The organism is Emcibacteraceae bacterium, assembly GCA_041396985.1.
Lineage (GTDB): Bacteria > Pseudomonadota > Alphaproteobacteria > Sphingomonadales > Emcibacteraceae > Pseudemcibacter.
Genome location: JAWKXO010000006.1, coordinates 26,125 through 49,899 on the forward strand (window position 1 = coordinate 26,125; position 23,775 = coordinate 49,899).

A 23,775-nucleotide genomic window follows, 5' to 3' on the forward strand; every position below is an offset into this window, starting at 1 on the left:
CAAATGAAAATAATATGCATTTAACAGCGTCAGGAATGTCGCTATGCCACTTTTTAATGGGAAAATCTGTTTTTGGTGATGCTAATCCAGTTTTCTTTTTCTACGGATGTAGCATCAGCCTTTCTCGTTAGATAAAATTCATTGGCATAAGGGTTTGAATATCCGATCCAGCCATAGGAATTCATAATTTCAGTCATCGGCAGCGCTACTCTAGTTTTCAGGTATTTTTCAAAAAAAAGTGAAAAATCAACGCCAGTTGATTCTGACATAGTTTTTATCAGGTCTTCAAGCTGAAATTGCTTTCCGCTTTTACCATATTGTACAAATAATGACGTCATAACGTCATCAAGGGATTTTTGACCTTTTGTTTTTGTCCTTATTTCAGTATCAAGCGCGAAGGCAAGCACCCAGCCCGCATCATATACACCGAACCGGTTTCTGCCCTTTTCCTTTCCTGCATCAACTACGCTCAACCCTTTAAAAACATCTGAGGTTTCAAACCAGATATAATTACCGATAATATTTTCCATTCGCCGGACGAACCAGTCTTCACTGAGAATACCTTTATTCACAAGAACCAGATTGGCATAATAATCGGTCAGCCCTTCCGAAAACCAGCTACCCTGTCCGCGATCAGCCGGACGGATCCTCTGTCCATTCCAAAAATGGAAAAGTTCATGGGCAATAAAATCCGCCCAGAAAATCGTATTATCTTCAGACAGGGTAAGATTTGTGGTAAAGGCAGCACCATTATTAAAGGCTTCTGCATCTTCCACTTCCCCCCTTAAATAAAACATGATGTATTTAGTTTTTGGCGTACCCGGAAAAATGGAAAGATACACGGGAACGATTTTATTTATTACCTGCCCGACAAGTGGCGATGCCCCACCGAAGTCCCCTAGCAATATAATGCTCAGATCAAAACCGCCTGCACTCATATTCGCCTGATTAAAGTGGCCCAAGGCGAAGCCATTTTTTTCCAAGGACTGCCAGTTTTCAACAAAATATAAGTACTTCTTCCCGTTTATCTCAGGCCATGGAACAGCAATTTCCCATTCGACCGGAACATCGAAGCTTACTTTTGCACTTCTTTTCCCGTCAGAGTTCATAAAAAAAGGCTTAGTTACCGAATAAAGACCGCCATTATAGATTTTTCCCGCCTGTTCGTTGCCAAAGCTCCAGTCTTTTCGGGCATAGCTTAAATCAACATTATAGTTGAGTAAAACTTCTCCATTATATGGTTCCCCTTTTCTTGACAATAACCAATAAGCATCAAAACCATCACCTTTTTGCTCGATCGACAGTTTATCTCCGCTAACCGTTTTTACATTAAGATTGGTAATAAAATCTGCCCATCCCCGTTTCCAGTCATATGACCCGCCTGTCCCTGTAACGATCTTTCCCTCTGTTACCTTCATTCTGGCATTAACACTGGCATATGGTGCGTCGATGGAGAGAATTGTGATTTGAAAAAAGTCCGAGTTCTTACCCGCCCCGTGCACTGAAAAAGAAAAGCTAAAAAAGGAGTATAAAATTCCGGTCAGAATAGTTTTTATATGTTTTGGCATTTGCATTTTTAGGATTTTCCGGCCCCAGAGAAAATTAATTTTGTATATTCTGATTTAATCTCTCACGGTCACGTCTTACATTTTCAATATCCCGTTGGATATTTTCCTTCATTTTTGCTCTTCCATCAACGCTGGGAATTTTACTCAAATTTTCGTTCAAATCCCTATTCAACTCAATCTGCATTTCCTGAAGTTGCTGATCGCTCGGCATATTGGCCATAGCCTGCTTTATAATCTTTTCCAGCTCTTCTTTAGTCGGTACATTTGCTTTTGCCTGTTCAATAATGCGTTTTAATTCTTCCTGGTCAGGTACATTGGCTCTGGCCTCTTCGACAATTCTCTTAAGCTCAATCGCATCTGGCATATTTTCTTTGGCTTCTTTCACGATTTCTGCCAGTTCCTCTTCCGTCGGCAGATTTGCCAGTGACTCTTTGATGATTTTTTCAAGTTCTTCTTCGGTCGGAACGTCCTTCTTTGCATCCTCTATAATCCGTTCAAGTTCTTCTTTGCTCAGCGCATTCTTTTTCGCTTCCTTGACTATTTTTTTAATCTCTTCCTCTGTTGGCAGACCTTTAATACTCATTTGCGTATCAAGATAAAAATCCGGAATATCTACTGAAGCATTACTGAGTAAAACTTCCGTAGTCTGATCAAGTTTTTGTTCTGATCCAATCGCAGAAAGGGCCAATCCTTTTTCATAATCACTTTTCATACTGTCAACTTTTTTGATAAGGCGGGTAATCTGCTTCTGATCAAGATCATAAACATCAACCAGACTTTCCGTATAAAGACGAACAGCATAATCACTGAGAAGCAGGTCCATTTCTTCTAGAACCGCATCCGCACCGCCACGGCCATAAATCTGATCAACCCGTTTTTCTGCATTTATACCAGACAGGCGCAGCATGGATTTAAGATTATCTGCCTGCCAGGCATATTCCATCTCATCCAGATCAGCAGGTTTACCTTCCTTAAAGTAGCGACGGTCAATTTTATTATCTTTGCCGGTCAGAACGAGTTTACGGCTCTCACCATTCTGTCTTGTTTCGAGTGAAAAATATCCATCACTATCCAAGCCTGTGATATCCGTTTCTTCTCCATTCAGTTCAATTTTACCCTGCCATTCGACTTCAAGGAATTTATCCTCGATTGTGGTCTCAACAGAGCTGTGACCATCACTGTTAATTTCCATCTGCCCCCGGGCAACCCGTGGTGTCATAAGACCAAGTACAATTATACTGATAAATACGATCGCCAGATTTCTGGCTAGGCTGACGAAATTCAGGCTGTTAAAGACACGCGTTGATGTCAGACGTTTAACACGTTTGCTTAAGGGACTTTCCCGTCTTAACACCGCCAGGCCCAGCACAGGTTTATTATACCCGATTAACTGTTTTGCCCCTTTAACAAGCGACTTTGCATATATAATCTTATCACCGCAGCTTTTTGCCGCCCTGTCATCGCAGGCGAGCTCCCGTTCTTCAGATATATGGCTGGCGATAAAATGCATAACCGGGTTCCACCAATATATGGCAAGAATGATGCGCTCAAACAAATGTAGAATATTGTCATGACGCTTGATATGGGCAAGTTCATGATAAAGCAGCGGTAATAATTCATCCATTTTCATTTTTTGCGAAAAAGTGTGCGGAATAAGGATCGTTGGATTTAAGAACCCCACCACAATAGGGCCGGTGATTTCATCGCTGACAGCAATTTCCACATGGTCCGGCCATTTTTCATCAAGATCAGTAGAGCCTGCGGCGAATGGATAAGCATATTTTCTTAATTTCCAGGCATTATTTGCAGCAAGCGCCAATCGTGAAAAAGCAATCAGCATTCCCAAAATCCAAAATCCCAATAAGCTTGTCAGTATTATTTCTTCATTTATACCCGCTTTTTCCTTCACAGGGATCGGCGACGCATCAAATTTTAGCTTATATTTGTTTTTCTTTGACTGTTCCATAAGGGTCGCAACCGCTGACGGACCGGATGGTATCACGCTCTGAACCTGAGCATACCCGGATTGAAATGGTGATTGAACGCTCTGCCAGCTGACCCCTTTTCCCGGTAAAAAAGTGGCTAGCGGTAACACGGCAAGGGCAAAGAGTGTCGCACTCCAGCTCCATGATTTTTCTTCGGCACTTGTATCCTTCAGCATTTTCAAAACGCCCATAACAACTGCAAAAATAATCATGCTCTGCCACAGATTATGTCCGGCAATAATGCCAAAATTCAGATCCAGATTAATCATCATCATTTTCCTTTGTGCCTAAAGCCTGTTCAATTGCCTGTTCCAATGTTGCAATTTCATTTTCATCAATATCGCTGTCTTTTAACAAATGCTGGGCAAGTGCATTGGTTGAACCACCAAAAGCATTGCCGATTAACTGCTTTAAAGCCTGTGTTCTGGCGGCAGCACGGCTGATTAAAGGGCGATATAAAAATGCCCGTCCTTCTTTTCTGGCCTCAACAAACCCTTTTTCCTTTAAAATTCCCAGAAACGTTTGTACGGTGGTATAAGCCTGCTTCTTTTCATCCGCGGTCGCCTCAATGACATCATGAACGCTGGCTTCTCCCTTCTGCCAAAGCACATCCATAATCCTGCTTTCCGCTTCAGTAAGTGTTGATGACGCTTTTCTTGCCATAAATTGCTTCCTTATATTTTTAATTACTAATAATTTAGGATTTAAAGACAGGAGTCAAGAACAAAATACTAATTTTTTAGTATTAATTCAAAGGACGGGCAGATTTCAGATAATCTTCATGGACATATTGACGTGGATTGTCGCCCGAAACATCCCACATGGTTCTTTCCTGATTTTCAAGATCCCCCAGATAAAAATGAATGCCTGCATTGGGTTTAGTATCATGGGTACAGATTGCATGAACGGCATTAATATCAAGATCAACGACCGCAGGCGCTTCAAATGTAACCCGGGATCGTTCAACCACTTTTTCTCCGTGCCGATCATAAATAACATGGGTTTCCGTTCCTTTAAAAAGAGCGGAAATGGCAATCATTCCATGTTCATGGGGTGGGTATAATATTTTCGGCGGTGTGGCTATATAATAAACTGCCAGATTATCATCGCTATATAAAAGCACCTCTTCACAATCGAAGTCCGGCAGCGCCATGATTATATCATCCGGATTTTCCGCCATTTTTTGCAGCCGTGATAATATACCGGAATTATCACCGCTCCCCTGCAATTTACAAACATCATCGATTAATTGTTTGAGGCTATCTCCGACTTTCTGCTGATACATAATAATTTACCTTGTATTTATATCTGGAGAATTCCCTTAAATACCACTGATGGTCAGCTTTTTCATGCTTTCAAGACCATAACGGATTGTCGCCAGCGGATCTTCCGGTTCATCATGTTCTACAAAGAAATGCTTAAACCCTGCCTGACTGATGCGGCTTAGATATCTTTCAAAATCAACAGTTCCCTTGCCCACATCGGCAAACCAGTGGTTTTTGTCCATATCCTTCAAATGACACATTGGGAAACGGCCTGGATAAAGATCAAATAGCATAAATGGATCAACCCCGGCATAGGTGATCCAGTAAAAATCCATTTCAATTTTGGTCAGCTCAGGATCGGTCTGACCAAATAAAATCTTATAGGGCAGTTCACCTTCAAGCTCGACAAATTCAAAATCATGATGATGATAGCCAAACTGAATACCCGCATCCTTACACATATGACTGGCCACATTCATTTTTTCGACCAGTGATTTATACTGGTCGAGCCTCACTCTGTCTTCCGGCGGTATCCAGCCCAATATCAGATATTCCTGCCCTAATGTGTGGGCATCCTCGATAAAGCTTTTTAAAGTTTCAAGTTCAAGCTGGATAGGGTCCATATGGCGGGAAACACATTTAAGGCCGTTCTGGTCAAGCGCGTTTCTAAATTCTTTCGCCGTGCCACCCAGATTAATAATCGCCTCAACTTCCTTAAACCCCATCTGCGCGATCTGTTCAATAGTACGTGGCATATTTTCCGCTATCAGATGCCTTACGGTATAAAGCTGAACCCCGTAATTGCTAATTTTTCCGGAAGTTGCTGCTGCATTCATTATGCCGGTCATCCCTGCCATGCTGGCCAAACTGGCGCCTGCCGCAGTTTTTATAAATTTTCTTCTGTCCATTTCTTCCCTCTCTATAAAATATTCGCCTTCATTTGCGTTACCGCATAATCAACTGCCCGTACGGTCAGCGCCATATAGGTCAGTGACGGGTTCTGACAGGCTGATGAAGCCATACAGGACCCGTCCGTTATAAACACATTATCCACATCATGGCACTGGTTATGACCATTAAGCACTGATGTTTTGGGGTCACGCCCCATTCGTGCCGTCCCCATTTCATGAATACCGATACCGGGATAGGCATTTTCATCAAGATAGCCTTCAACATTCTTAAGCCCCAGATCTTTCAGCATTTTAACCGACACATCAACAATTTCCCGTCTCATCTTCCAGTCATTTTCCCCATATGCGCAGTCAACATGAAGTTGTGGAATACCCCATTTATCTATTTTGGATTTATGCAGGCTTGCCATATTTTTATAATCCGGCAGCATTTCACCAAACCCGGCAATACTGAAAATCCATGGACCGGGCTTATTGAAACTTTCCTTAAAATCAGCCCCGAAGCCCTTTTCACCAATCTTATCTTTCCAGCCACGACGCTCAGCCCCGCCCTGAAACCCGTAACCACGGTAAAATTTTTCTTCCTGACCGCGAAGGTTTTGAAAGCGCGGAATATAAATACCGGTTGCCCGACGGCCGATATAATATCTGTCATCAAAGCCTTCAAATTCCCCCTTCGCTCCCTGGGCATAAAGGTGATCCATCAGATAATGACCTAAAACGCCGCTGCTGTTGGCAAAACCGTTTTTAAAATGCTCGCTGGTCGAATTAAGAAGGATTTGTGTGGTCCCAAGTGTCGAGGCACACATAAAAATCACCCGTGATTTATATTCTTTCATCTCATTGGTTTTGGCATCAATAACCCGTACCCCAACGGCTTTTCCGGTTTTTTCATCATAAATCAGGCTGCGGACAATGCTATCGGTAATCACCGTTAAATTGCCGGTTCTCCTTGCCGCTGGCAGGGTTGCTGACTGGCTTGAGAAATAAGCCCCGAATGAACAGCCCCGCTGGCACTGATTGCGCGACTGGCATGTGCCACGCCCCAGAGCCAGTTGTTCCTCAGTCGGTTCTGTCAGGTGGGCGGCCCGACCAATGATAAGCCGGCGGTCTTCATAAAGCTCTTCCATCCGTTTTTTAATTTCACGCTCAACACAGTTAAGCTCCATCGGCGGCTGAAATTTCCCGTCCGGCAGCTGCGGCAGGCCATCATTATTGCCGGTAATACCGGCAAAAACCTCAACATAATCATACCATTTTTTAAGATCCGCATAACGGATCGGCCAATCGACCCCATGCCCGTCTTTCTTATTGGCTTCAAAATCAAGATCACTCAGCCGGTAACTCTGCCGATGCCAGGTCAATGACCGGCCACCGAGGTGATAACCCCTGATCCAGCTGAATGGCTTTCCTTCCTCCTGTGAATAGGGATGATCCTGATCATTGACAAAAAAATGTTTGGTACTGTCCAGAAAGGCATAACACTGTTTTTGAATGGGATATTCTCTGTCGGCCAGTTTGCGGTCAACCTTGTCACGAAATTTCATTTCCCACGGCCCAAGTCCTTCACCGATATAATCTTCCCGGTGCTCGACATGGCGACCCCGTTCAATCACCAGGGTTTTTAATCCTTTTTCGGTAAATTCCTTTGCCGCCCATCCCCCTGACATGCCGGAGCCGACAACGATTGCATCAAAATCCATCTCGCTTATCCGATCTTCATTTCTCTAAGCGTTTTATAACTGTTTTTAATACTGGCCAGTGGGTCTTCCGGCTGGTCATGTTCAACAATATAATAGTCAAGCCCTGCCAGTTCACTAAGCGCGAACATGCCCGCAAAATCTATGACACCCTGCCCGACATCAACCATTTGACCATCACCAGTGCGGTCCTTGACATGACAAAGCGGGAACCGGCCCGGGTATTTTTTAAAAAAGTCAACCGGGTTACCACCGCCTTCAATGGTCCAGAACAGATCCATTTCAATACTAAAAAGATCAGGATCAGTTTCCTGAAGCAGAATATCAAGCGGAACCACTCCATCAATGGCCTTCAATTCAAAATCATGATTATGATAGGCAAATTTAAGCCCTGCTTTATGACATTCCTCACCGATCCGGTTAAACGCCTCAGCATGTTTTTTATACTGATCCAGTGTCTGACGATCCTCCGGCTGAAGAAATGGCACGATCACATATTTATGACCAACTGTTTTTGAATATTCGATGGTCCGCTTCAGATTATCGCCCTGAACCAGATTAAGATCCACGTGGGTCGAAGGGGAACTTAAGCCATTTTGATCAAGCATATTTTTTATCTGAGCAGCTGTCCGGTCAAAATATCCGGCAAATTCAACCTGCGAATATCCGATTTTGGCAACATCAGCTATAGTTTTTTCAAGATTTTCCCGCATCAGACCACGAACCGTATAAAGCTGTAACCCGATATCATTAATTTTACCGCCCGCATTTATATTTCTGGCGGCAGCAAAGGTTTCAAAACAACTTCCAAAGCCTGTTGACACGGCAATACCGCTCGCAAGGGTGGATTTCATGAATGTTCGCCTATTTAAGTGTGTCATGATATTTCCATTCATATTTTGTGATTTTTCATATTCGCAACCGCATAATCAACAGCCCGTGCCGTCAGGGCCATATAGGTCAGTGACGGATTCTGGCAGGCTGATGACGCCATTGCCGAACCGTCGGTGATAAAAACATTATCCACATCATGGCATTGATTATGACCATTGAGCACCGATGTTTTGGGATCCCTGCCCATCCGAGCCGTGCCCATTTCATGGATGCCAAGCCCCAGTGAATCTTCAGTATCATAGGTTTTTACATTTTTAAGGCCGGTTTTTTTCATAATTTCCGCTGCCATTTCCATCATTGATTTACGGATTTTTTTATCATTTTCGCCAAATTTCGCATCAATGTGAATTTGCGGCAGGCCCCATTGGTCCTTTTTTGTTTTATGCAGGCTGGCCCGGTTACCCGCGTCGGGCAGCATCTCACCATAACCTTCGAGATTAATTTCCCAGACACCGGGGGTTTTAAAGCTTTCTTTAAATGCCGCACCAAATCCTTTATCGGTCAGTCGGTCGGTCCAGTCCTTTCGACGGCCACTGCCCTGATAGGCAAACCCGCGGACAAAATCCTCTTCATCGCGATTGAGATTGGTAAAGCGCGGCATATAGATACTGTTTGGTTTTCGCCCGATATAATAACGGTCTTCAAAGGCGTCAATTTCTCCCGTTGCCCCGGCGGAGCAAAGATGATCCATCAGATAGCGTCCCACCGCATCACTGCTGTTGGCAAAGCCGTTCGGGAAATGCTCGCTTGTGGAATTAAGGAGTATCTGTGTAGTCCCCAAAGTCGAGGCGCAAAGAAAAATCACCCTGGCGCTATATGCTCTGGTTTCTTTTGTTTTGCTGTTGATCACCCGCACACCGGTAGCTTTTTTGCTGTCCCCGTCATAAATAACACTATGGACAAGACTGTCAGTTACAATGGTCAGATTGCCTGTACGTTCCGCCGCCGGTAATGTTGCCGACTGGCTGGAAAAATAGGCGCCAAGCGAACAGCCACGTTGACACTGGTTTCGCGACTGGCATGTGCCACGCCCCAGTTCAATATGGATCGGTTGCGGTTCCGTCAGATGGGCGCAGCGCCCGGGTATTAGAACCCGGTCATCATAGGCTTCCCTGATCCTTTTGCTGAAATCCGCCTCCGCGCAGTTAAAGCCGATCGGTGGCAGAAACACACCGTCCGGAAGCTGTGGCAAACCCTCCAGAGTGCCGCTGACGCCGACAAATTCCTCCACATAATCATACCATGGCTTAAGGTCGTGATAGCGGATCGGCCAGTCGGTGCCATGGCCGTCACGGGCATTGCTTTCAAAATCCATTTCGCTCCAGCGATAACTTTGCCGATGCCAGAGCAGGGAACGACCTCCTAAATGAAATCCTTTGATCCATTCAAAATTGGTTCCTTGCTCTTTTGAATAGGGATGATCAATATCATCGGCAAAGAAATGTTTGGTGCTGTCCTTAAAGGCGTAACAGCGTTTCTGAACCGGATAGCGTGTATCGGCCAGCTTACGGTCAACATCATCACGGAATTTCATATCCCAGGGGTCTTTATTTTCACCGGTATAATCGGTGCCGTGCTCAACAAATCTACCGCGTTCCACCACTAGGGTTTTCATTCCCTTTTCACAGAATTCCTTTGCCGCCCAGCCGCCGGAAATGCCGGAACCAACAATAAGCACGTCAAATTCTGTTGATTGTGGATTAGTTTTTTCCATAATTAAGCTCTGCTATGTCGCCCATGTCCGGCCGACTTTTTCAAACGGGACACACCCCTGATATGGCCCGGGATATTGTTCATAGCGAAGTTCTTCCTCTGCCCCGATCTGGGAAGAAAAATATCCAACGAGGGTTAGTTCCTTAAATTCTTCAAAAAAAGTTTTCTTATCGCTTTTTTCATTATCCAGCGCCGTCATTATCGCCATGCGCTCGGCCGGTGATCCGTTCAGGAAATTGCCATCAACGGCTTTTAAGCCGCGCATAAAATTTTCCCGCTCATCGTCATAATACCAGTCCCCGACAATCGCATGAATATAATCATGGACGAGTGCCGCCTTAGCCCCCGGCGTATCGGTATCTGGAATAATCATATCCGCTATTTCCGCAACAAGTTTAAGCTCATCATCCGAAAAGACCGGGTGATCAACACTGATCACTTCCTGCGCCAGGGCACCGGACAGAACGCCACTGATCACCGATGCTGACAAAACCCCGCCCGTCATGATCGCCACATGTTTAAGAAGCTCGCGTCTGTTTAATTCATTCTTCCGGTCCATGATTAAATCCCCAGCACTTTCCTGTTCAATTCGTCGTCTGCCCCTGCACCGGCAAAATCATCAAAACTTCGGGCGCATGGCTTTATAATATGGTCTTTGACAAACTGTGCCCCTTCGCGGGCACCGTCCTCGGGGTCTTTGATACAGCATTCCCATTCGACGACGGCCCAGCCATCAAAACCATACTGGGTCAGCTTGCTGAAAATCCCTTTAAAATCAATCTGCCCGTCGCCAAGGGACCTGAACCTCCCCGGCCTGTCAATCCATGCCTGATACCCGCCATAAACACCGGAACGGCCGTTACAGTTTAATTCCCCGTCCTTAACATGAAACATTTTGATCCGTTCATGATAAATATCGATAAATTCCAGATAATCCATACCCTGCAAAATCAGGTGACTGGGATCATAAAGAATGTTACAGCGCGGATGATGATCAACCGCGGCAAGGAACCGCTCAAAACTTACCCCGTCATGCAGATCCTCACCCGGATGAATTTCATAACAGACATCGACACCTGCTTCATCAAATGCATCAAGGATTGGTCCCCAGCGTCTTGCCAGTTCCTTAAAACCGTCCTCAACCAGTCCGGCTGGCCTCTGTGGCCATGGATAAACGGTGTGCCAGAGCAGCGCACCGGGGAATGTGGCATGAGCTTTTAACCCAAGCTTCGCACTGGCTTTCGCTGCGCACTTAAGCTGTTCCGTTGCCCATTTTTGTTTTGCTTTTGGATCATCCCGGGCATGATCCGGGCCAAAGCCATTGAAAAGCGTATCATAAGCCGGATGACAGGCCACAAGTTGTCCTTGTATATGGGTGGATAGCTCTGTGATTTCCACTCCGTAATTCGCCGCAGTGTTTATTAATTGATCGCAATAATCCTGATCATCAGCAGCACGCTCAAGATCAAATAACCGCTTATCCCATGAGGGAATTTGAACCCCTTTATACCCGATCGATGCGGCCCATTCTATGATAGCTTCAAAACTGTTAAAGGGGGCGTCATCACCGGCGAATTGTGCAAGAAACAATGCCGGTCCTTTGATTTCCTTCATATTATTTTATCCTTAAGCTTCTATTTCGATCCATTTTTCTGTCGAATTACTGCTTTTTATCACCGCCTCGACAAAGGCCATTCCACGCACGCCTTCTTCAATCCCGATAATGCCGTGGCCACGGTATTTACCGCCCTGCGCCCGAATAGCTTCAGCAAATCCGGTGTATAAATTGGCGAATGCTTCCAGATACCCTTCAGGGTGCCCTGATGGCAGACGGCAGGCGGCATAAGCTTCGGCAGACAGATTATTTTTATCAAGCCCTGCGGTTAAAGTCTGCATTGCCGCCCCATACGGTTTATAAATCAGGTTAAAAGGCATCATCTGATGCCATTCCAGCCCGCCTTTTTCACCGTAAATTTTAATTTTAAGGGCATTTTCCTCGCCCGCGCAAATCTGACTGGCGGTAAGAGTACCGCTGGCACCGTTATCCATTTTGAATAGCACAGAACCATCATCATCTAGCCTTCTGCCCGGCACATAAATATTAATGTCAGCGCATACTTGGGTCATGCGCGCCCCGGAAATATATTCAGACAGATTGTGGGCATGGGTTCCGATATCCCCCATCGCCCCGCTGATCCCGGACCTTGCAGGGTCGGTACGCCATTCCGCCTGCTTGTTTTCACCAGAGCCCTCTTCAAACTGCGAAAGCCAGCCTTGTGGATATTCAACCAGAATTTTTCTAATCTCACCCAGTTTCCCATCACGAACCATCGCTCTTGCCTGCTTGACCATGGGATAGCCGAGATAAGTGTGTGTCAGCCCATAAAGAAGTCCGCTTTCCCTGACCAGATTGCGCAGCAGTTTTGCCTCTTCCAAATTAAGGGTAGCAGGTTTATCGGACATTACATGAAATCCGGCTTGTAACGCTGCTGCAGCGGGTGGATAATGCATATGATTTGGTGTGACGATAGCGACAAAATCCATCCGCACGCCTTCGGGAAGTTTTTTTTCAGCTTCAATCATCTGTTCAAAATCATCATAGACCCGTGACGGATCAAGATAAAGGTCATTGCCCGTCTGCCTTGATTTTTCCGGGTCACTGCTAAAGGCCCCACAGACCAGTTCTATCTGATTATCTAGTCGCGCTGCAATTCTGTGAACTTCACCAATGAATGAGCCTGGACCACCACCGATCATTCCCATTTTTATTCTGCGGCTTGAAGAATTAGTTTTATTTTCAGACATTGAACCTCCCCGTCCGTCTCCCCATTCTCAAAAATGTAATCAATTACATTTTAATTGGCAAGCTATATTTCCTCGTGTAAGATGAAATTCAGAACAACAAATTTAAATAAAAAAATAAGTCAGGAAATTAGATGGCCACCATTCGTGACGTCTCCAGAATAGCCGGCGTATCAGTCGCCACTGTATCACGAACCCTAAGCAAACCGGACAAAGTTTCCGCTAAAACCCGTGAAATTGTCAATGCGGCTATCCTAGAGACGAACTATAAACCTGATATCCTGGCCCGCAATTTCAGAACCCGAAAATCTTCAACCATTGTGGTACTTGTCCCTGATATTGCCAACCCGTTTTTTTCCAGGGTAATTCGCGGTATTGAGCAAACGGCCCAAAGCCTGGGCTATGCCGTATTGCTAGGCGATACGCAAGGAGATCTGGGACGGGAAAGCACATACGCCAATATGGTCAATACATCACAGGTGGATGGCATAATTCAGCTCGACAGCCATAACCCGTTTGAAAATAATTCAGACGTACCAATTGTTAATGCCTGTGACTGTGTACGTGGTGCCAATATACCGACCATTGAACTTGATAATGCCGCGGCAGCCGAAAAAATGACCGATTATCTTATTTCGCTAGGACATAATAATATAGCGATCATTACCGGACCTTTGGACAGCACCATAACCCAGAACAGATTAAGCGGCTATAAAGCAGCCCTAAAAAAATCAGAAATTAAATTTAAACCTGAAAATATTAATGTCGGCGATTATTCCTTTCTCTCCGGCATGTCGGCTACCCGGATGCTGATGAAAAATCAGATTCCTCCAAGCGCCATTTTCTGCATGAATGATCAAATGGCCATTGGGGCAATTAAGCAGGTCAAAAAAATGGGGTTAAAAGTTCCTGATGATATTTCAGTCGCCGGATTTGATAATATCAGTTTTTCAGAATATTGTGATCCTCCACTCACTACTATTTCCCAACCGGCAGAAGAGTTCGGCTCAAAAGCAATGTCAACTCTTTACAGGATTATAAACCAGGAGGGGACCGTCAAAAGAAATGTTTTTCTGGATTTTGAACTTATCATACGCAACAGCACAGGACCGATCTGATATGACTAAAAAAATTATATTTACCTTAATAGCGCTTCTGCTTTCGGTTCAGTTTTCCCATGCTGAGGAAAAATGGATATCTTTGTTTAACGGCGAAAATCTTGATGGCTGGACGCCAAAATTTGTCGGTTATGAAGCGGGTGTTAATTATAAAAACACATTTCGCGCAACAGACGGTAATCTGTCAGTCAGTTATGATGATTATGATGTATTTGACAATAATTTCGGCCATCTTTTTTATAAGGATAAATTTTCAAACTATATTCTGAAACTCGAATACAGGATGAGAGGGAAACAAGCCAAAGGTGGCCCTGATTGGGGGGATCGCAATAATGGCATAATGGTCCATAGTCAGTCCCCTGAAAGCATGGAAAAAGAGCAGTTCTTCCCGCGGTCTATTGAGGTTCAGATATTAAACGGTAATGATGAGATTGAAACCCCAAATGGAAATGTCTGTACCCCCGGCACCCATATTGTCATGAATGGCGAGCTGATCAGGCAACATTGTATAAATTCCAACTCCGTAACCAATAAAGGTGAAGATTGGGTACAGGTTGAAGTGGAAGTGAGGGGAAACAAGCTGATACGCCATAAAATCAATGGCATTGTCGTTATGGAATATACCAATCCGCAAATTGATGCCCATGACCCGGAAACACCAGTTCATGATTTACCTGATCTTACTCCGCTTTATGATGGCTATATTGCTCTTCAGGCAGAAAGTCAGGGATTTGATTTTAGAAATATAATGCTTTTAAATCTGGATCAGGATTAAGAAGTCACCATCCACGACCCGCCAACACAAAAAACATTTGAAAGTGCCAGATAGTCACTGACGCTTTTCTCATTTATCCCGCCTGTCGGGCAGAATTTTAGGTTAGGAAGGGGCGATATAAGCGACTTTAGCAATTTAAGTCCGCCAACCGCTTCTGCCGGAAAAAGCTTAAAATATTCATAGCCGAGATTATAAAGTTTCATCGCTTCAGAAGGCGTTGCCACACCGGGCAGGAAAGGCACTTCACTTTGATCAGCTTCTTCAATTAACTCATCCGTGTGTCCGGGGCTCACAATAAATTGTGCCCCTGCGGCAATCGCCGCCTCATACTGGCCTCTATTGATTACGGTACCGGCACCAATGATAACATTCGGCATTTCCCGGGCAATTTCCATAATCGCTATAAGTCCGAATTCGGTTCTTAAAGTGATTTCCAGGGTTTTATATCCTTTTGCAACCAGCTTTCTGGCAAGGGGCAGCGCTTCGTCCATCTCTTTAATGACGAGCACCGGTATTACTGATGTACCCTTTAATAGCCTGCCTAGGTCGGCATTCTTATGAGCCATATTTTTAACCCCTAATTATAAAAACATACCGCTAAAGTAACCCGCTGCTCCAAAAAGCGCGGGCTGTTCTTCCAATATTAAACTTGTCCTGATTTCCCTGACAAAGGGCAGATTGTTATTTTCTTCAAATTTTGTTCTAAAATCCTCCGTAACAAAAAGGTTCTTTAATTTTGGAAGCACGCCTCCTGCCAAATAGACCCCGCCTGTCGCGTTAAATGTTCCGGCCATATCACTGGCAAAACATCCGAGCATTCCTGAAAACACTTTGAAAGTTTCGATACTGTCCGGGTCGCTTTCTTCATGCGCTTGATAATTAATTATTTCTGCATCCAGCTTGGAATATTGCTTTCCTTTAATCAAACCCAGCGCATAATAAATATGGCTTAAGCCTCTCCCCGAGACCATATCCTCAACCGAAATTCTGTTAAACTCCTTATAAAGAACTGAAACAATTTCTTTTTCCAGATCACCGCTTGGCGAAAAGCCGATATGCCCCCCTTCGCTTGCCACCGCTTTCCATTTATCACCAACAGAAACAAGCGCACCCACACCTATACCTGTACCAGGCCCCACAACAATTTTATTGCCTCGCTCTTCAATAGCGCCGCCGCCAATTTGTAAAAGCTGATCATCTTTTAGTAGGGGTAATGAACAGGCCTTGGCACAAAAATCATTAAAGACCTTAACTTCATCCATTTTTAAGAAAGGCGCCAGTTCAGACTGGTTAAATTGCCATGTCCCGTTGGTCATGGAAACTTCATCCTTATTGACCGGACCGGCAAAAGCTATCGCTGCCCGTCGTGGTCTTGCCCCTACTAGATTGAGATAATCTGTAACGGCGTCTTCCAGATATAACCAGTTCTCTGTCGCCAGAACTGTCAGTTTTTCAAGTCTTATATCATTTTTATTGTTGATATGAGCAATAGCGAACCGCACATTGGTTCCACCAATATCAGCAACCAGAAATTCCTCACTCATTATTTTTTGCTATCCCGATTAATATCATTATTAATGTAAATTTCCTGAATTCAAGTTCATCATTATCATAAGGCAAAGTCAATAGCACTCCCAAATAAGAAGGGGACTAATTTGCAAAGTAAAGGCTGATGGGGACACTCTCCTGATGAAGTATGCAACTTACAGGTAAATCTGAGGTTTTTATTTTTCTTGCCCTCTCAAATACTTCTTTTTTCTTCGCACCAAAAAATAATAAAAAAATATGTTTTGTGTCCAGTAATGCACTAAGGGTCATGCTGATACGGGGAATTTCCCCATTTTCCCTGATAATCGCCTGGCAAAGATTTTTATTATTTAAATCCATCGCCGTTTTAGTATCTTCAAGTCCCGGAAATAATGATGCGATATGACCGTCCTCCCCCATCCCAAGTAAAACTACATCACTTGGAAATGGAAGATTTTTTAAAATTTGTTCAGTGACCTTATATCCTTCCCACACATCTTTGTCAGGGGTTTTTAATCCGATTAAATGGGCTTTCTTAGCTTCCTTTTCTATGAGAGTATTTCTGATAAGCTTTTCATTACTCTCAGGATGATCTGTATTTACCCACCTTTCATCGGTTAGAGAGAACCAAACCTTATCCCAGTCAAATTTCCGCTTCGACAATCGTTCATAAAGAGGACCCGGGGTTGTCCCTCCGGAAAGCAGCATGGACGCTTTTCCGCGCGCCAAAATTCCTTCACGAAGTTTTTCCAGACTATCCAGTTCCAATTGCTGAAATAGTTCTTCCCGGCTACTGAATATATATTCACTTAGTTTTGTCATTCTTCAAAATCCGGACCGTCGGTCCCGGCCGCATACGTTTTCATTTCCTGTCCCGTTTCTTCCCAGGCATTGCGGATACGGTCAATCCATTTCCAGGAAGCCATTATTTCATCATCACGGACAAAATATGTCTGGTTGCCCTTTATGACCTCGCCTATCAGTCTTTCATATGCTTCGGGAACCCGTTTGAAATTTTCATCATCAGTTGCTATCTGCATCCGGTTTGCATGCGATTTAACAGCGGCATCAGCCCCCATAAGCTGCTTCATCAACATTTGGATTGAAACGGTAAGAGCGGGTTGAATTTCAATCACCATCTGATTGCCGTCACGCGTATCATATAAATCGTTTGAAGGCGGATTAAATTTTACCCTGATTTCCGCAATGCGCCGGGCCATGCGTTTTCCCGTTTTTAAAATAAACGGCACACCGCGCCAGCGACCATTATCAATATTGACTTTGAGGGCTACAAAAGTCTCCCCTTTACCAGTGACCTTATCTCGAACCGGTTCCAGCTCCTCAAGGTATCCCGGCACTTTTTTACCGTCAATTTCGCCGGCGGTATACTGCGCCCTGACTGATCTCTCGGCAACATTCCTGACCGTTATTGGCTGAAGCGCATTGATCACTTCAATCTTGCGATCGCGAATATCATCCGCTGACAGGCTTTTAGGCGTTTCCATTGTTATATAGGTCAGAAGCTGCATCAGATGATTTTGCACCATATCCCGCAACGTACCGATCCGGTCAAGAAACTGGGCCCTGCTTTCAACGCCTACCTGTTCCGATACGGTAATTTCCACATGGTCTATATGCTGATTATTCCATACCGTTTCAATCAGATGATTGCTGAACCGAAGATGGAGTATATTCTGTACTGCTTCCTTGCCAAGATAATGATCTATTCTGTAAATCTGACACTCATTGAAACATGATGCCAGAATAGCATTAATTTCTTTGGCGCTTTCATAATCTTCCCCAAGCGGTTTTTCCACCACCACCCGGGAACAGTCAGGATTTAATTCCTTTCTGCCAAGCTGTCTGCAGATCGGTGCAAAAAGCGATGGTGTTACAGATAAATAATAAATAATATCCCTTTTGCAGTTGTTATCTTTTAAATTAATAAAATCAACCAGTTTTTCCCAACCATCTTGCCCCGAAAGTTCAATATCCATATAGGAAAGGATTGATTTGAATTTCTTCCAGCCCTGTTCATTAAAATCGGCACCGACAAACTGTTCGAGTTTTTCTTTTACCTGTTTTAAAAATGCATCTCTTTCTAGCGGCGATCGGGAAACGCATAATAGGCGGCATTGCTCCCTTTTTCCGTCTCTAAAAAGATAATAAAGTGACGGTAGCAACTTTCTTAATGCAAGGTCACCCATTCCACCAAATATAACAATATCAAGCATATTTTTTGCGCTTTACTAATTCAATATTCAAAAATGTAATCGGTTACACAATCTTATTCAACATCTATTATTCCTAAGTCCAAAAATTCGAAAGGCCCTTACCACCAGGTATAGTATATGGCTGTCAATACCATGAAAATTGCGAGCGCAACAAGATTATAGCCCGTTGTCGTATGGAAATCCGCCTTTTCAATTTTATGAACATGCACACTTTCCTCTTTGACCAGAAGGGAAGTTCCTACGGCAAGAGCGAGACAAATCACAAAAATAAAATTCATCCGATCAAGAAACGGCAAAGAAGGCCAGAAAATTTTAAAACCAAGCGATGTGACAAATGAGCCGATTGCTGCTGCAAGAGCCGCCGTTGGTGTCATCCTGCTCCAGAACATACCGAGGAAAAAGATGATGACAATCCCGGGGGTAAAGAAGCTGGTAAATTCCTGTATATACTGAAAGGCCTGATCAAAATTACCCAGAAGCGGCTTGGCACAGATCATAGCGATAATAAGCGATGAAAAGCTGACAATTCGGCCCACTTTTACATAATGATGCTGAGTTTTTCCTGGCTTATAATAACTATAGATATCCATCGTAAAGATGGTCGATATACTATTGGTCATTGAACCGAGCGATGAAACAATCGCCGCCACCAGTGCCGCAAAAACAAGTCCCATCATCCCTGGAGGCATTAATGTCATCAGCTGGGGATAGGCCTGATCAGGCGTCTCAAGTCCCGGTTTTATAACGACAGCAGCAATGCCGGGAAGCACCACTATAATCGGCGTGATGAGTTTAAGAATGGCAGCAAAAGCAATCCCTTTTTGTGCCTCCTGAATGCTTTTGGCCGCTAGAGCCCGCTGAATAATATATTGGTTAAATCCCCAATAGGCAAAATGCAGAACCCAGACGGCGCCGATCAATGCGGTAATGCCGGGAAGATCTTTATAATACGGATTATCCGGCGACAGGATCATATCAAACTTTTCCGGTGCCTTTTCTGTCAGGGTTATAAACCCTGAAATCACCCCGTCCCCATCACTGATCATATTCAGAGTAAGATAGGACAGATAAAGACCGCCGATGATCAGAAGCACGACCTGAATAATATCGGTAAAGGCAACGGCCTTTAGCCCGCCATATAAGGAATATGCCGCGGCAAATGCACCAAGAAAAACAAGACCATATACAAGATCAACGCCGGCTACCGTATTAATGGCGAGAGCGCCAAGCCACAGTACCGATGTCAGGTTAACGAAAATATAGACCCCAATCCAGAATATGGCGAGCACCAGTCTCACATTATGGTTATATCGCTTTTCCAGATATTGTGGCATGGTATAGATGCCATATTTTAAAAAGATCGGCAGAAAATATTTTCCCACAATCATCAGAATAATTGCCGCAATCCATTCATAGGAGGCGATTCCCAGTCCAACGGCATAACCGGAACCGGACATTCCAATGATTTGTTCCGCTGAAATGTTGGCAGCAATAAGCGAAGCACCGATCGCCCACCAAGTCAGCGTATTTCCGGCCAGAAAATAATCTTTGGTATCTTTTTCATGTCCCGCCTTTTCACGCGAAACCAGACTAGCGATCAGGATAAGCCCAACCACATAGGCTACAAAAATGCCGATATCGACTCCTGTCAGCCTCATCTCCCATCCCCTTTTATTTATGCTGTATTTTTAAATTTAGCTTACTCGTAATATATTGGTCTTGCCAATAAAAAATATTCGGCTATCTCAAGAATATAAAAAACACCCCATAAGTCTGGCTCACGGGGTGTTTAAATTTTTTACAATATTACTTATTGCCTAGTTATTTGCCGGCTTGGGTGCTGTCAGCTTCAGAATTTTTGGATTTGGCATATCCTGAATGACATATACTGCACCGTCAGGGCCTTCGCTTACATGACGTAATCTGTGGCCAGGTTCATCAAGCAGTCTTTCTTCGCCGATGATATGATCACCAGCCAGAACCAGCCTTGCCAAATGCATTGATGATAAGCCTGTCAGAAGCAGGTTTCCTTTCCACTCCGGGAACATATCACCGGTATAAAAAATCATCGATGACTGCGCTATAGCGACGGGGCTCCAGTAATAAATAGGCTGAACTGTTCCTGGCTTTGTCGTATAACCGGTACCCACAGGTTTTGTTCCACCCATACGACCATAGGAAACATAAGGCCAGCCATAATCACAGCCCGCACAGACGACGTTGATTTCATCACCGCCATCGCCCCCCATATCCCCGGCCCAAATATCCCCTGTCTCGGGGTTTTTAGCCAGTCCCATAGTGTTGCGCAGACCAATTGCATAAGCCATGTCATTGACATCAGGATTACCAACGAACGGATTATCATTTGGCACTGATCCATCCTTGTTAAGTCGCAGGATCATACCAAAAGTGCTTTTCAGGTTGGGTTCGCCCATCGGGCTTTTCCTCTGAGTGGAAATAAGAAGTTTACCACTATCATCAAACATCATACGACTTGGCGTTGTTTCAATCAGCACTTTAAGGTCAGAAATACTTTTTTCATCAGCAGAAAGCTTTGCACTAGCAACGCGCCATATCCCCCATGGATTTGCTGACTGCTCTTCTCTGGAAAGCTTATTCCAGGCTTGCCATTCTTCCGCAAATTTTTTATAGGCCGCATCGGAATTGTCACTTTTAACCCCGTCGGGTGCCGCCAGATAGCTGAAATAAATCATACGATTATTTGCAAAATCTGGATCAAGGATTATTTCATTTAATCCTCGTGATCCCCAGGCACGAACAGCAGGCATGCCGGTTACCGGTTTTGAAACTTTTCCATCAGGTGTTATAATTCTCAGTCTTCCTGGTACCTCTGTAACAATCATTTTGCCGTTTGGCATATGGGCCATTGCCCATGGGTGATTTAATCCGGCAACAAAATCGCTGACAACAAATGGAGCACTTTTACTGGCGAGAGGCGCTCTTGTTTGCCCCGCAAACAGTGGCGGGACTGCCTGCGTTCCTTCAGATACCTGTTGTGCTGAAGTAGACATCGATGATGTCGCTACCATAACAAGGCCCGTTAATACGGCGCCAATTCCTTTTTTTAATTTCATTAGTCTCTCCCATGGGTTTATGTCGGCAGAGTATAGAAGAAGACATTTTCCAAATCAATCCGATTAGCAATGATCCTGCGCTGTTCAACTATTTATTTCTAAATTATTGTGAATGCGTTATAAATAGGAAGTTCATAAAAATACGGGATAAAGAATGACTATAACTTTCCATAAAGGTGATCTTAACGACAACGTTAAATTTTCTGGCTCAGTTGCCATCGATACTGAAACCATGGGCCTTAATCCCAATCGTGACAGACTTTGCCTTGTTCAGCTTTCAGCGGGGGATGGCAATGCCCATATCATACAGATTGCCGATGGGCAGACCGAAGCACCAAATTTGAAAAAACTGCTTGAAAATCCTGATATTATAAAAATTTTCCATTTTGCACGTTTTGATGTTGCTGTTCTGAAAAAATATCTTAATGCAGATGTCGCGCCCATTTATTGTACAAAAATTGCCTCTAAACTTGTCCGCACCTATACTGACCGTCATGGCCTTAAAGATTTACTGAATGAACTTTTGAATATTGATATTTCCAAAAAGCAGCAAAGTTCCAATTGGGGAAGTACTGAACTAAGCCAGGCACAGCTTGAATATGCGGCGACAGATGTTTATCACCTGCATGATCTAATGAATATTTTAAACAACATGCTGGATAGCAGCGGACGGGCCAGTCTTGCTCAGAAATGTTTCGATTTTTTACCGACTCGATGTGAACTTGATCTTGCCGGCTGGCAGGAAACTGATATTTTTGCTCATAGCTAAAATTTCCATGCAAAAATCGTGCCTTTTAACTTGAAGCATTCATGCGAAAGCACTACATTTAAACTATAGTCATAGGCTATTTCATTATTTTGCCACGTTTGCATTTTAGCAAGGTGATATCTAATGGGTTATGGAAGCAATATTGGAAATAAATATAGTGAATACACAGCCTGATCATTATTTAGAAACACACGAAAATGTGACGTTCGATGAAAATGAACGTCAGATCAATCGTGCCAGTCAGCTGAAGAAAATGATCCCGATCCTAACGTTGCTCGCATTTCTGTGTCTTGTTCTTTTTCCTATTCTGGCTTCCCGTGAAAACAGCTTTACACTGGCCATTGACAAACTGCCGGAACGTGATGAAAAAGCAAAACTGATTAAACCAAGTTATGTTGATATTGACAGCCATAACAACCCTGTAAACATTTCAGCAGAATCCGCAACACGTGAAGAAAATGGTGAAACCAATTATTTCTTTACGAACCTGGATGCGCAGATGTCACTCCCTTCCGGTGAAGGTATCGAAATACTTGCTCAGAATGGAACGCTGAACACCGGAACCCAGATTATGGATCTTGGCGGTGAAATAACCATTACCTCTGAAACAGGGTTCCAGCTTCGTGCGACAGAAGCGACTTTTCTGATTGGGGATAAAATTGCATCTGGTCGGAACGGCGTATCCGGCATTGCTCCATTCGGTCATTTTAATGCAAATAACTTTAAAGCGGATATTCAGGATGAGGTCATTACCTTAAGCGGAAATGTAAAAATCAGTTTCGATCCGAATAAACCTATGAATATTTTTGCATCGAACGAACAAACAAACACAAAAGGAATAAATAATTGATCGGCCTCAGAAATATTGTCAGCATTAATTTGCTCGCTTTCAGTTGCTTATGTATGTCTGCTCAGGCGCAGATATCATCCTTAAAAAATCACGAGGTAGAAAACCCTGTTGATATCAGTGCCGACAGGCTTGAAGTCAAACAAAAGGAAAATATTGCTCTTTTTAGCGGCAATGTTGTGGTCACCCAGGATGATATGTCACTGGTGTCCGACCGTATCACCGTATTTTATCAGGGAGAGCGTGATGAAAATAATTCATCGTCGATTTCAAGACTTGATGCATCCGGCAATGTGACACTGACATCACCAACTGAAACCATAAAAAGCACATGGGGTGTTTATGACTTCACGGAAAAAATCATTACACTTGGTGGCAATGTAGAATTTAATAATTCGGACGGACAAATTAAAAGTCCCCGCCTGCAGGTCAATCTGACCACAGGACAAATAACAATGGATGGTGGACGTGTAGAGGGAAGCCCAGACCGCGTAACCGGACAATTTACACCACCAAAAAACTAACAAGTAAGCGATTGATAGTAATAGAAATAACGAGAAAAAAATTACTTA

General features: G+C 43.9%; 22 protein-coding genes. 5 read left to right on the forward strand and 17 right to left on the reverse strand.

Features of this window, described 5'->3' with window-relative positions:
• Positions 1–53: 53 nt before the first annotated feature.
• The 11 genes from R3D86_14480 to R3D86_14530 all read right to left on the reverse strand — a co-directional run bounded on the left by R3D86_14480 (position 54) and on the right by R3D86_14530 (position 12,841).
• A complete protein-coding gene (locus tag R3D86_14480; protein ID MEZ5759423.1) occupies positions 54–1,574 on the reverse strand; it encodes a hypothetical protein in 1,521 nt (506 codons plus the stop codon).
• Between the two features lie 28 nt (positions 1,575–1,602).
• Positions 1,603–3,828, reverse strand: coding sequence for a M56 family metallopeptidase (locus tag R3D86_14485; protein MEZ5759424.1), 2,226 nt, complete (start codon positions 3,826–3,828; stop codon positions 1,603–1,605).
• The gene (locus tag R3D86_14490) at positions 3,815–4,216 is read right to left on the reverse strand and encodes a BlaI/MecI/CopY family transcriptional regulator (GenBank protein MEZ5759425.1); all 402 of its coding nucleotides are present in this window, start codon (positions 4,214–4,216) and stop codon (positions 3,815–3,817) included. Before R3D86_14490 ends, R3D86_14485 begins: the two co-directional genes overlap by 14 nt.
• 82 nt (positions 4,217–4,298) lie before the next feature.
• Entirely contained in the window at positions 4,299–4,838 is a 540-nt protein-coding gene (locus R3D86_14495) for a hypothetical protein (GenBank protein MEZ5759426.1), read from the reverse strand.
• Positions 4,839–4,874: 36 nt separating this feature from the next.
• A complete protein-coding gene (locus tag R3D86_14500; protein ID MEZ5759427.1) occupies positions 4,875–5,726 on the reverse strand; it encodes a sugar phosphate isomerase/epimerase in 852 nt (283 codons plus the stop codon).
• 11 nt (positions 5,727–5,737) lie between these two features.
• Positions 5,738–7,432: a GMC family oxidoreductase gene (locus R3D86_14505; protein MEZ5759428.1), complete on the reverse strand. Its 1,695-nt coding sequence runs from the start codon at positions 7,430–7,432 to the stop codon at positions 5,738–5,740.
• A 5-nt stretch (positions 7,433–7,437) separates the two neighbouring features.
• Positions 7,438–8,310 carry a sugar phosphate isomerase/epimerase gene (locus tag R3D86_14510; protein ID MEZ5759429.1) on the reverse strand — a complete coding sequence of 291 codons (873 nt, stop codon included), beginning with the start codon at positions 8,308–8,310 and terminating at the stop codon, positions 7,438–7,440.
• An 11-nt stretch (positions 8,311–8,321) separates the two neighbouring features.
• The gene (locus R3D86_14515) at positions 8,322–10,037 is read right to left on the reverse strand and encodes a GMC family oxidoreductase (GenBank protein MEZ5759430.1); all 1,716 of its coding nucleotides are present in this window, start codon (positions 10,035–10,037) and stop codon (positions 8,322–8,324) included.
• A 12-nt stretch (positions 10,038–10,049) separates the two neighbouring features.
• Positions 10,050–10,595, reverse strand: a complete 546-nt coding sequence (locus R3D86_14520) for a gluconate 2-dehydrogenase subunit 3 family protein (GenBank protein ID MEZ5759431.1) — start codon at positions 10,593–10,595, stop codon at positions 10,050–10,052.
• Between the two features lie 2 nt (positions 10,596–10,597).
• Positions 10,598–11,650 carry a sugar phosphate isomerase/epimerase family protein gene (locus R3D86_14525; GenBank protein ID MEZ5759432.1) on the reverse strand — a complete coding sequence of 351 codons (1,053 nt, stop codon included), beginning with the start codon at positions 11,648–11,650 and terminating at the stop codon, positions 10,598–10,600.
• Between the two features lie 12 nt (positions 11,651–11,662).
• Positions 11,663–12,841 carry a Gfo/Idh/MocA family oxidoreductase gene (locus R3D86_14530; GenBank protein MEZ5759433.1) on the reverse strand — a complete coding sequence of 393 codons (1,179 nt, stop codon included), beginning with the start codon at positions 12,839–12,841 and terminating at the stop codon, positions 11,663–11,665.
• Positions 12,842–12,972: 131 nt separating this feature from the next.
• Between R3D86_14530 and R3D86_14535 the strand changes: the two genes are divergently transcribed.
• Together R3D86_14535 and R3D86_14540 are read left to right on the forward strand one after the other, a co-directional pair.
• Complete coding sequence (locus R3D86_14535; GenBank protein ID MEZ5759434.1) at positions 12,973–13,956, forward strand: LacI family DNA-binding transcriptional regulator; 984 nt, start codon at positions 12,973–12,975, stop codon at positions 13,954–13,956.
• Between the two features lies 1 nt (position 13,957).
• Positions 13,958–14,731 carry a DUF1080 domain-containing protein gene (locus R3D86_14540; GenBank protein MEZ5759435.1) on the forward strand — a complete coding sequence of 258 codons (774 nt, stop codon included), beginning with the start codon at positions 13,958–13,960 and terminating at the stop codon, positions 14,729–14,731.
• Here the strand turns inward: R3D86_14540 and eda are convergent.
• From eda to R3D86_14570, 6 genes are all read right to left on the reverse strand, one after another.
• Entirely contained in the window at positions 14,728–15,297 is a 570-nt protein-coding gene (gene eda / locus R3D86_14545) for a bifunctional 4-hydroxy-2-oxoglutarate aldolase/2-dehydro-3-deoxy-phosphogluconate aldolase (protein ID MEZ5759436.1), read from the reverse strand. The two genes, R3D86_14540 and eda, sit on opposite strands and share 4 nt — an antisense overlap.
• A gap of 15 nt (positions 15,298–15,312) precedes the next feature.
• Positions 15,313–16,275, reverse strand: a complete 963-nt coding sequence (gene glk / locus R3D86_14550; GenBank protein MEZ5759437.1) for a glucokinase — start codon at positions 16,273–16,275, stop codon at positions 15,313–15,315.
• 106 nt (positions 16,276–16,381) lie between these two features.
• Positions 16,382–17,080, reverse strand: coding sequence for a 6-phosphogluconolactonase (pgl, locus tag R3D86_14555; protein ID MEZ5759438.1), 699 nt, complete (start codon positions 17,078–17,080; stop codon positions 16,382–16,384).
• Positions 17,077–18,492, reverse strand: coding sequence for a glucose-6-phosphate dehydrogenase (zwf, locus tag R3D86_14560; protein ID MEZ5759439.1), 1,416 nt, complete (start codon positions 18,490–18,492; stop codon positions 17,077–17,079). Before zwf ends, pgl begins: the two co-directional genes overlap by 4 nt.
• 98 nt (positions 18,493–18,590) lie before the next feature.
• Complete coding sequence (locus R3D86_14565) at positions 18,591–20,150, reverse strand: sodium/sugar symporter (protein MEZ5759440.1); 1,560 nt, start codon at positions 20,148–20,150, stop codon at positions 18,591–18,593.
• A 159-nt stretch (positions 20,151–20,309) separates the two neighbouring features.
• Positions 20,310–21,587: a PQQ-dependent sugar dehydrogenase gene (locus tag R3D86_14570; protein ID MEZ5759441.1), complete on the reverse strand. Its 1,278-nt coding sequence runs from the start codon at positions 21,585–21,587 to the stop codon at positions 20,310–20,312.
• A 154-nt stretch (positions 21,588–21,741) separates the two neighbouring features.
• Here R3D86_14570 and R3D86_14575 point away from each other — a divergent pair, with 154 nt between their 5' ends.
• The 3 genes from R3D86_14575 (at position 21,742) to R3D86_14585 (ending at position 23,727) form a co-directional block, all read left to right on the forward strand.
• Positions 21,742–22,356, forward strand: a complete 615-nt coding sequence (locus tag R3D86_14575; protein ID MEZ5759442.1) for a ribonuclease H-like domain-containing protein — start codon at positions 21,742–21,744, stop codon at positions 22,354–22,356.
• A 157-nt stretch (positions 22,357–22,513) separates the two neighbouring features.
• The gene (gene lptC, locus R3D86_14580; GenBank protein MEZ5759443.1) at positions 22,514–23,206 is read left to right on the forward strand and encodes an LPS export ABC transporter periplasmic protein LptC; all 693 of its coding nucleotides are present in this window, start codon (positions 22,514–22,516) and stop codon (positions 23,204–23,206) included.
• The gene (locus R3D86_14585; GenBank protein ID MEZ5759444.1) at positions 23,203–23,727 is read left to right on the forward strand and encodes an LptA/OstA family protein; all 525 of its coding nucleotides are present in this window, start codon (positions 23,203–23,205) and stop codon (positions 23,725–23,727) included. Before lptC ends, R3D86_14585 begins: the two co-directional genes overlap by 4 nt.
• The last annotated feature ends 48 nt before the right edge of the window (positions 23,728–23,775 follow it).

Coding starts and splice junctions, on each gene's coding strand:
- R3D86_14480 (MEZ5759423.1), bottom strand. CDS start 1,574: ATGCAAATGCCAAAACATATAAAAACTATTCTGACCGGAATTTTATAC.
- R3D86_14485 (MEZ5759424.1), bottom strand. CDS start 3,828: ATGATGATGATTAATCTGGATCTGAATTTTGGCATTATTGCCGGACAT.
- R3D86_14490 (MEZ5759425.1), bottom strand. CDS start 4,216: ATGGCAAGAAAAGCGTCATCAACACTTACTGAAGCGGAAAGCAGGATT.
- R3D86_14495 (MEZ5759426.1), bottom strand. CDS start 4,838: ATGTATCAGCAGAAAGTCGGAGATAGCCTCAAACAATTAATCGATGAT.
- R3D86_14500 (MEZ5759427.1), bottom strand. CDS start 5,726: ATGGACAGAAGAAAATTTATAAAAACTGCGGCAGGCGCCAGTTTGGCC.
- R3D86_14505 (MEZ5759428.1), bottom strand. CDS start 7,432: ATGGATTTTGATGCAATCGTTGTCGGCTCCGGCATGTCAGGGGGATGG.
- R3D86_14510 (MEZ5759429.1), bottom strand. CDS start 8,310: ATGACACACTTAAATAGGCGAACATTCATGAAATCCACCCTTGCGAGC.
- R3D86_14515 (MEZ5759430.1), bottom strand. CDS start 10,037: ATGGAAAAAACTAATCCACAATCAACAGAATTTGACGTGCTTATTGTT.
- R3D86_14520 (MEZ5759431.1), bottom strand. CDS start 10,595: ATGGACCGGAAGAATGAATTAAACAGACGCGAGCTTCTTAAACATGTG.
- R3D86_14525 (MEZ5759432.1), bottom strand. CDS start 11,650: ATGAAGGAAATCAAAGGACCGGCATTGTTTCTTGCACAATTCGCCGGT.
- R3D86_14530 (MEZ5759433.1), bottom strand. CDS start 12,841: ATGTCTGAAAATAAAACTAATTCTTCAAGCCGCAGAATAAAAATGGGA.
- R3D86_14535 (MEZ5759434.1), top strand. CDS start 12,973: ATGGCCACCATTCGTGACGTCTCCAGAATAGCCGGCGTATCAGTCGCC.
- R3D86_14540 (MEZ5759435.1), top strand. CDS start 13,958: ATGACTAAAAAAATTATATTTACCTTAATAGCGCTTCTGCTTTCGGTT.
- eda (MEZ5759436.1), bottom strand. CDS start 15,297: ATGGCTCATAAGAATGCCGACCTAGGCAGGCTATTAAAGGGTACATCA.
- glk (MEZ5759437.1), bottom strand. CDS start 16,275: ATGAGTGAGGAATTTCTGGTTGCTGATATTGGTGGAACCAATGTGCGG.
- pgl (MEZ5759438.1), bottom strand. CDS start 17,080: ATGACAAAACTAAGTGAATATATATTCAGTAGCCGGGAAGAACTATTT.
- zwf (MEZ5759439.1), bottom strand. CDS start 18,492: ATGCTTGATATTGTTATATTTGGTGGAATGGGTGACCTTGCATTAAGA.
- R3D86_14565 (MEZ5759440.1), bottom strand. CDS start 20,150: ATGAGGCTGACAGGAGTCGATATCGGCATTTTTGTAGCCTATGTGGTT.
- R3D86_14570 (MEZ5759441.1), bottom strand. CDS start 21,587: ATGAAATTAAAAAAAGGAATTGGCGCCGTATTAACGGGCCTTGTTATG.
- R3D86_14575 (MEZ5759442.1), top strand. CDS start 21,742: ATGACTATAACTTTCCATAAAGGTGATCTTAACGACAACGTTAAATTT.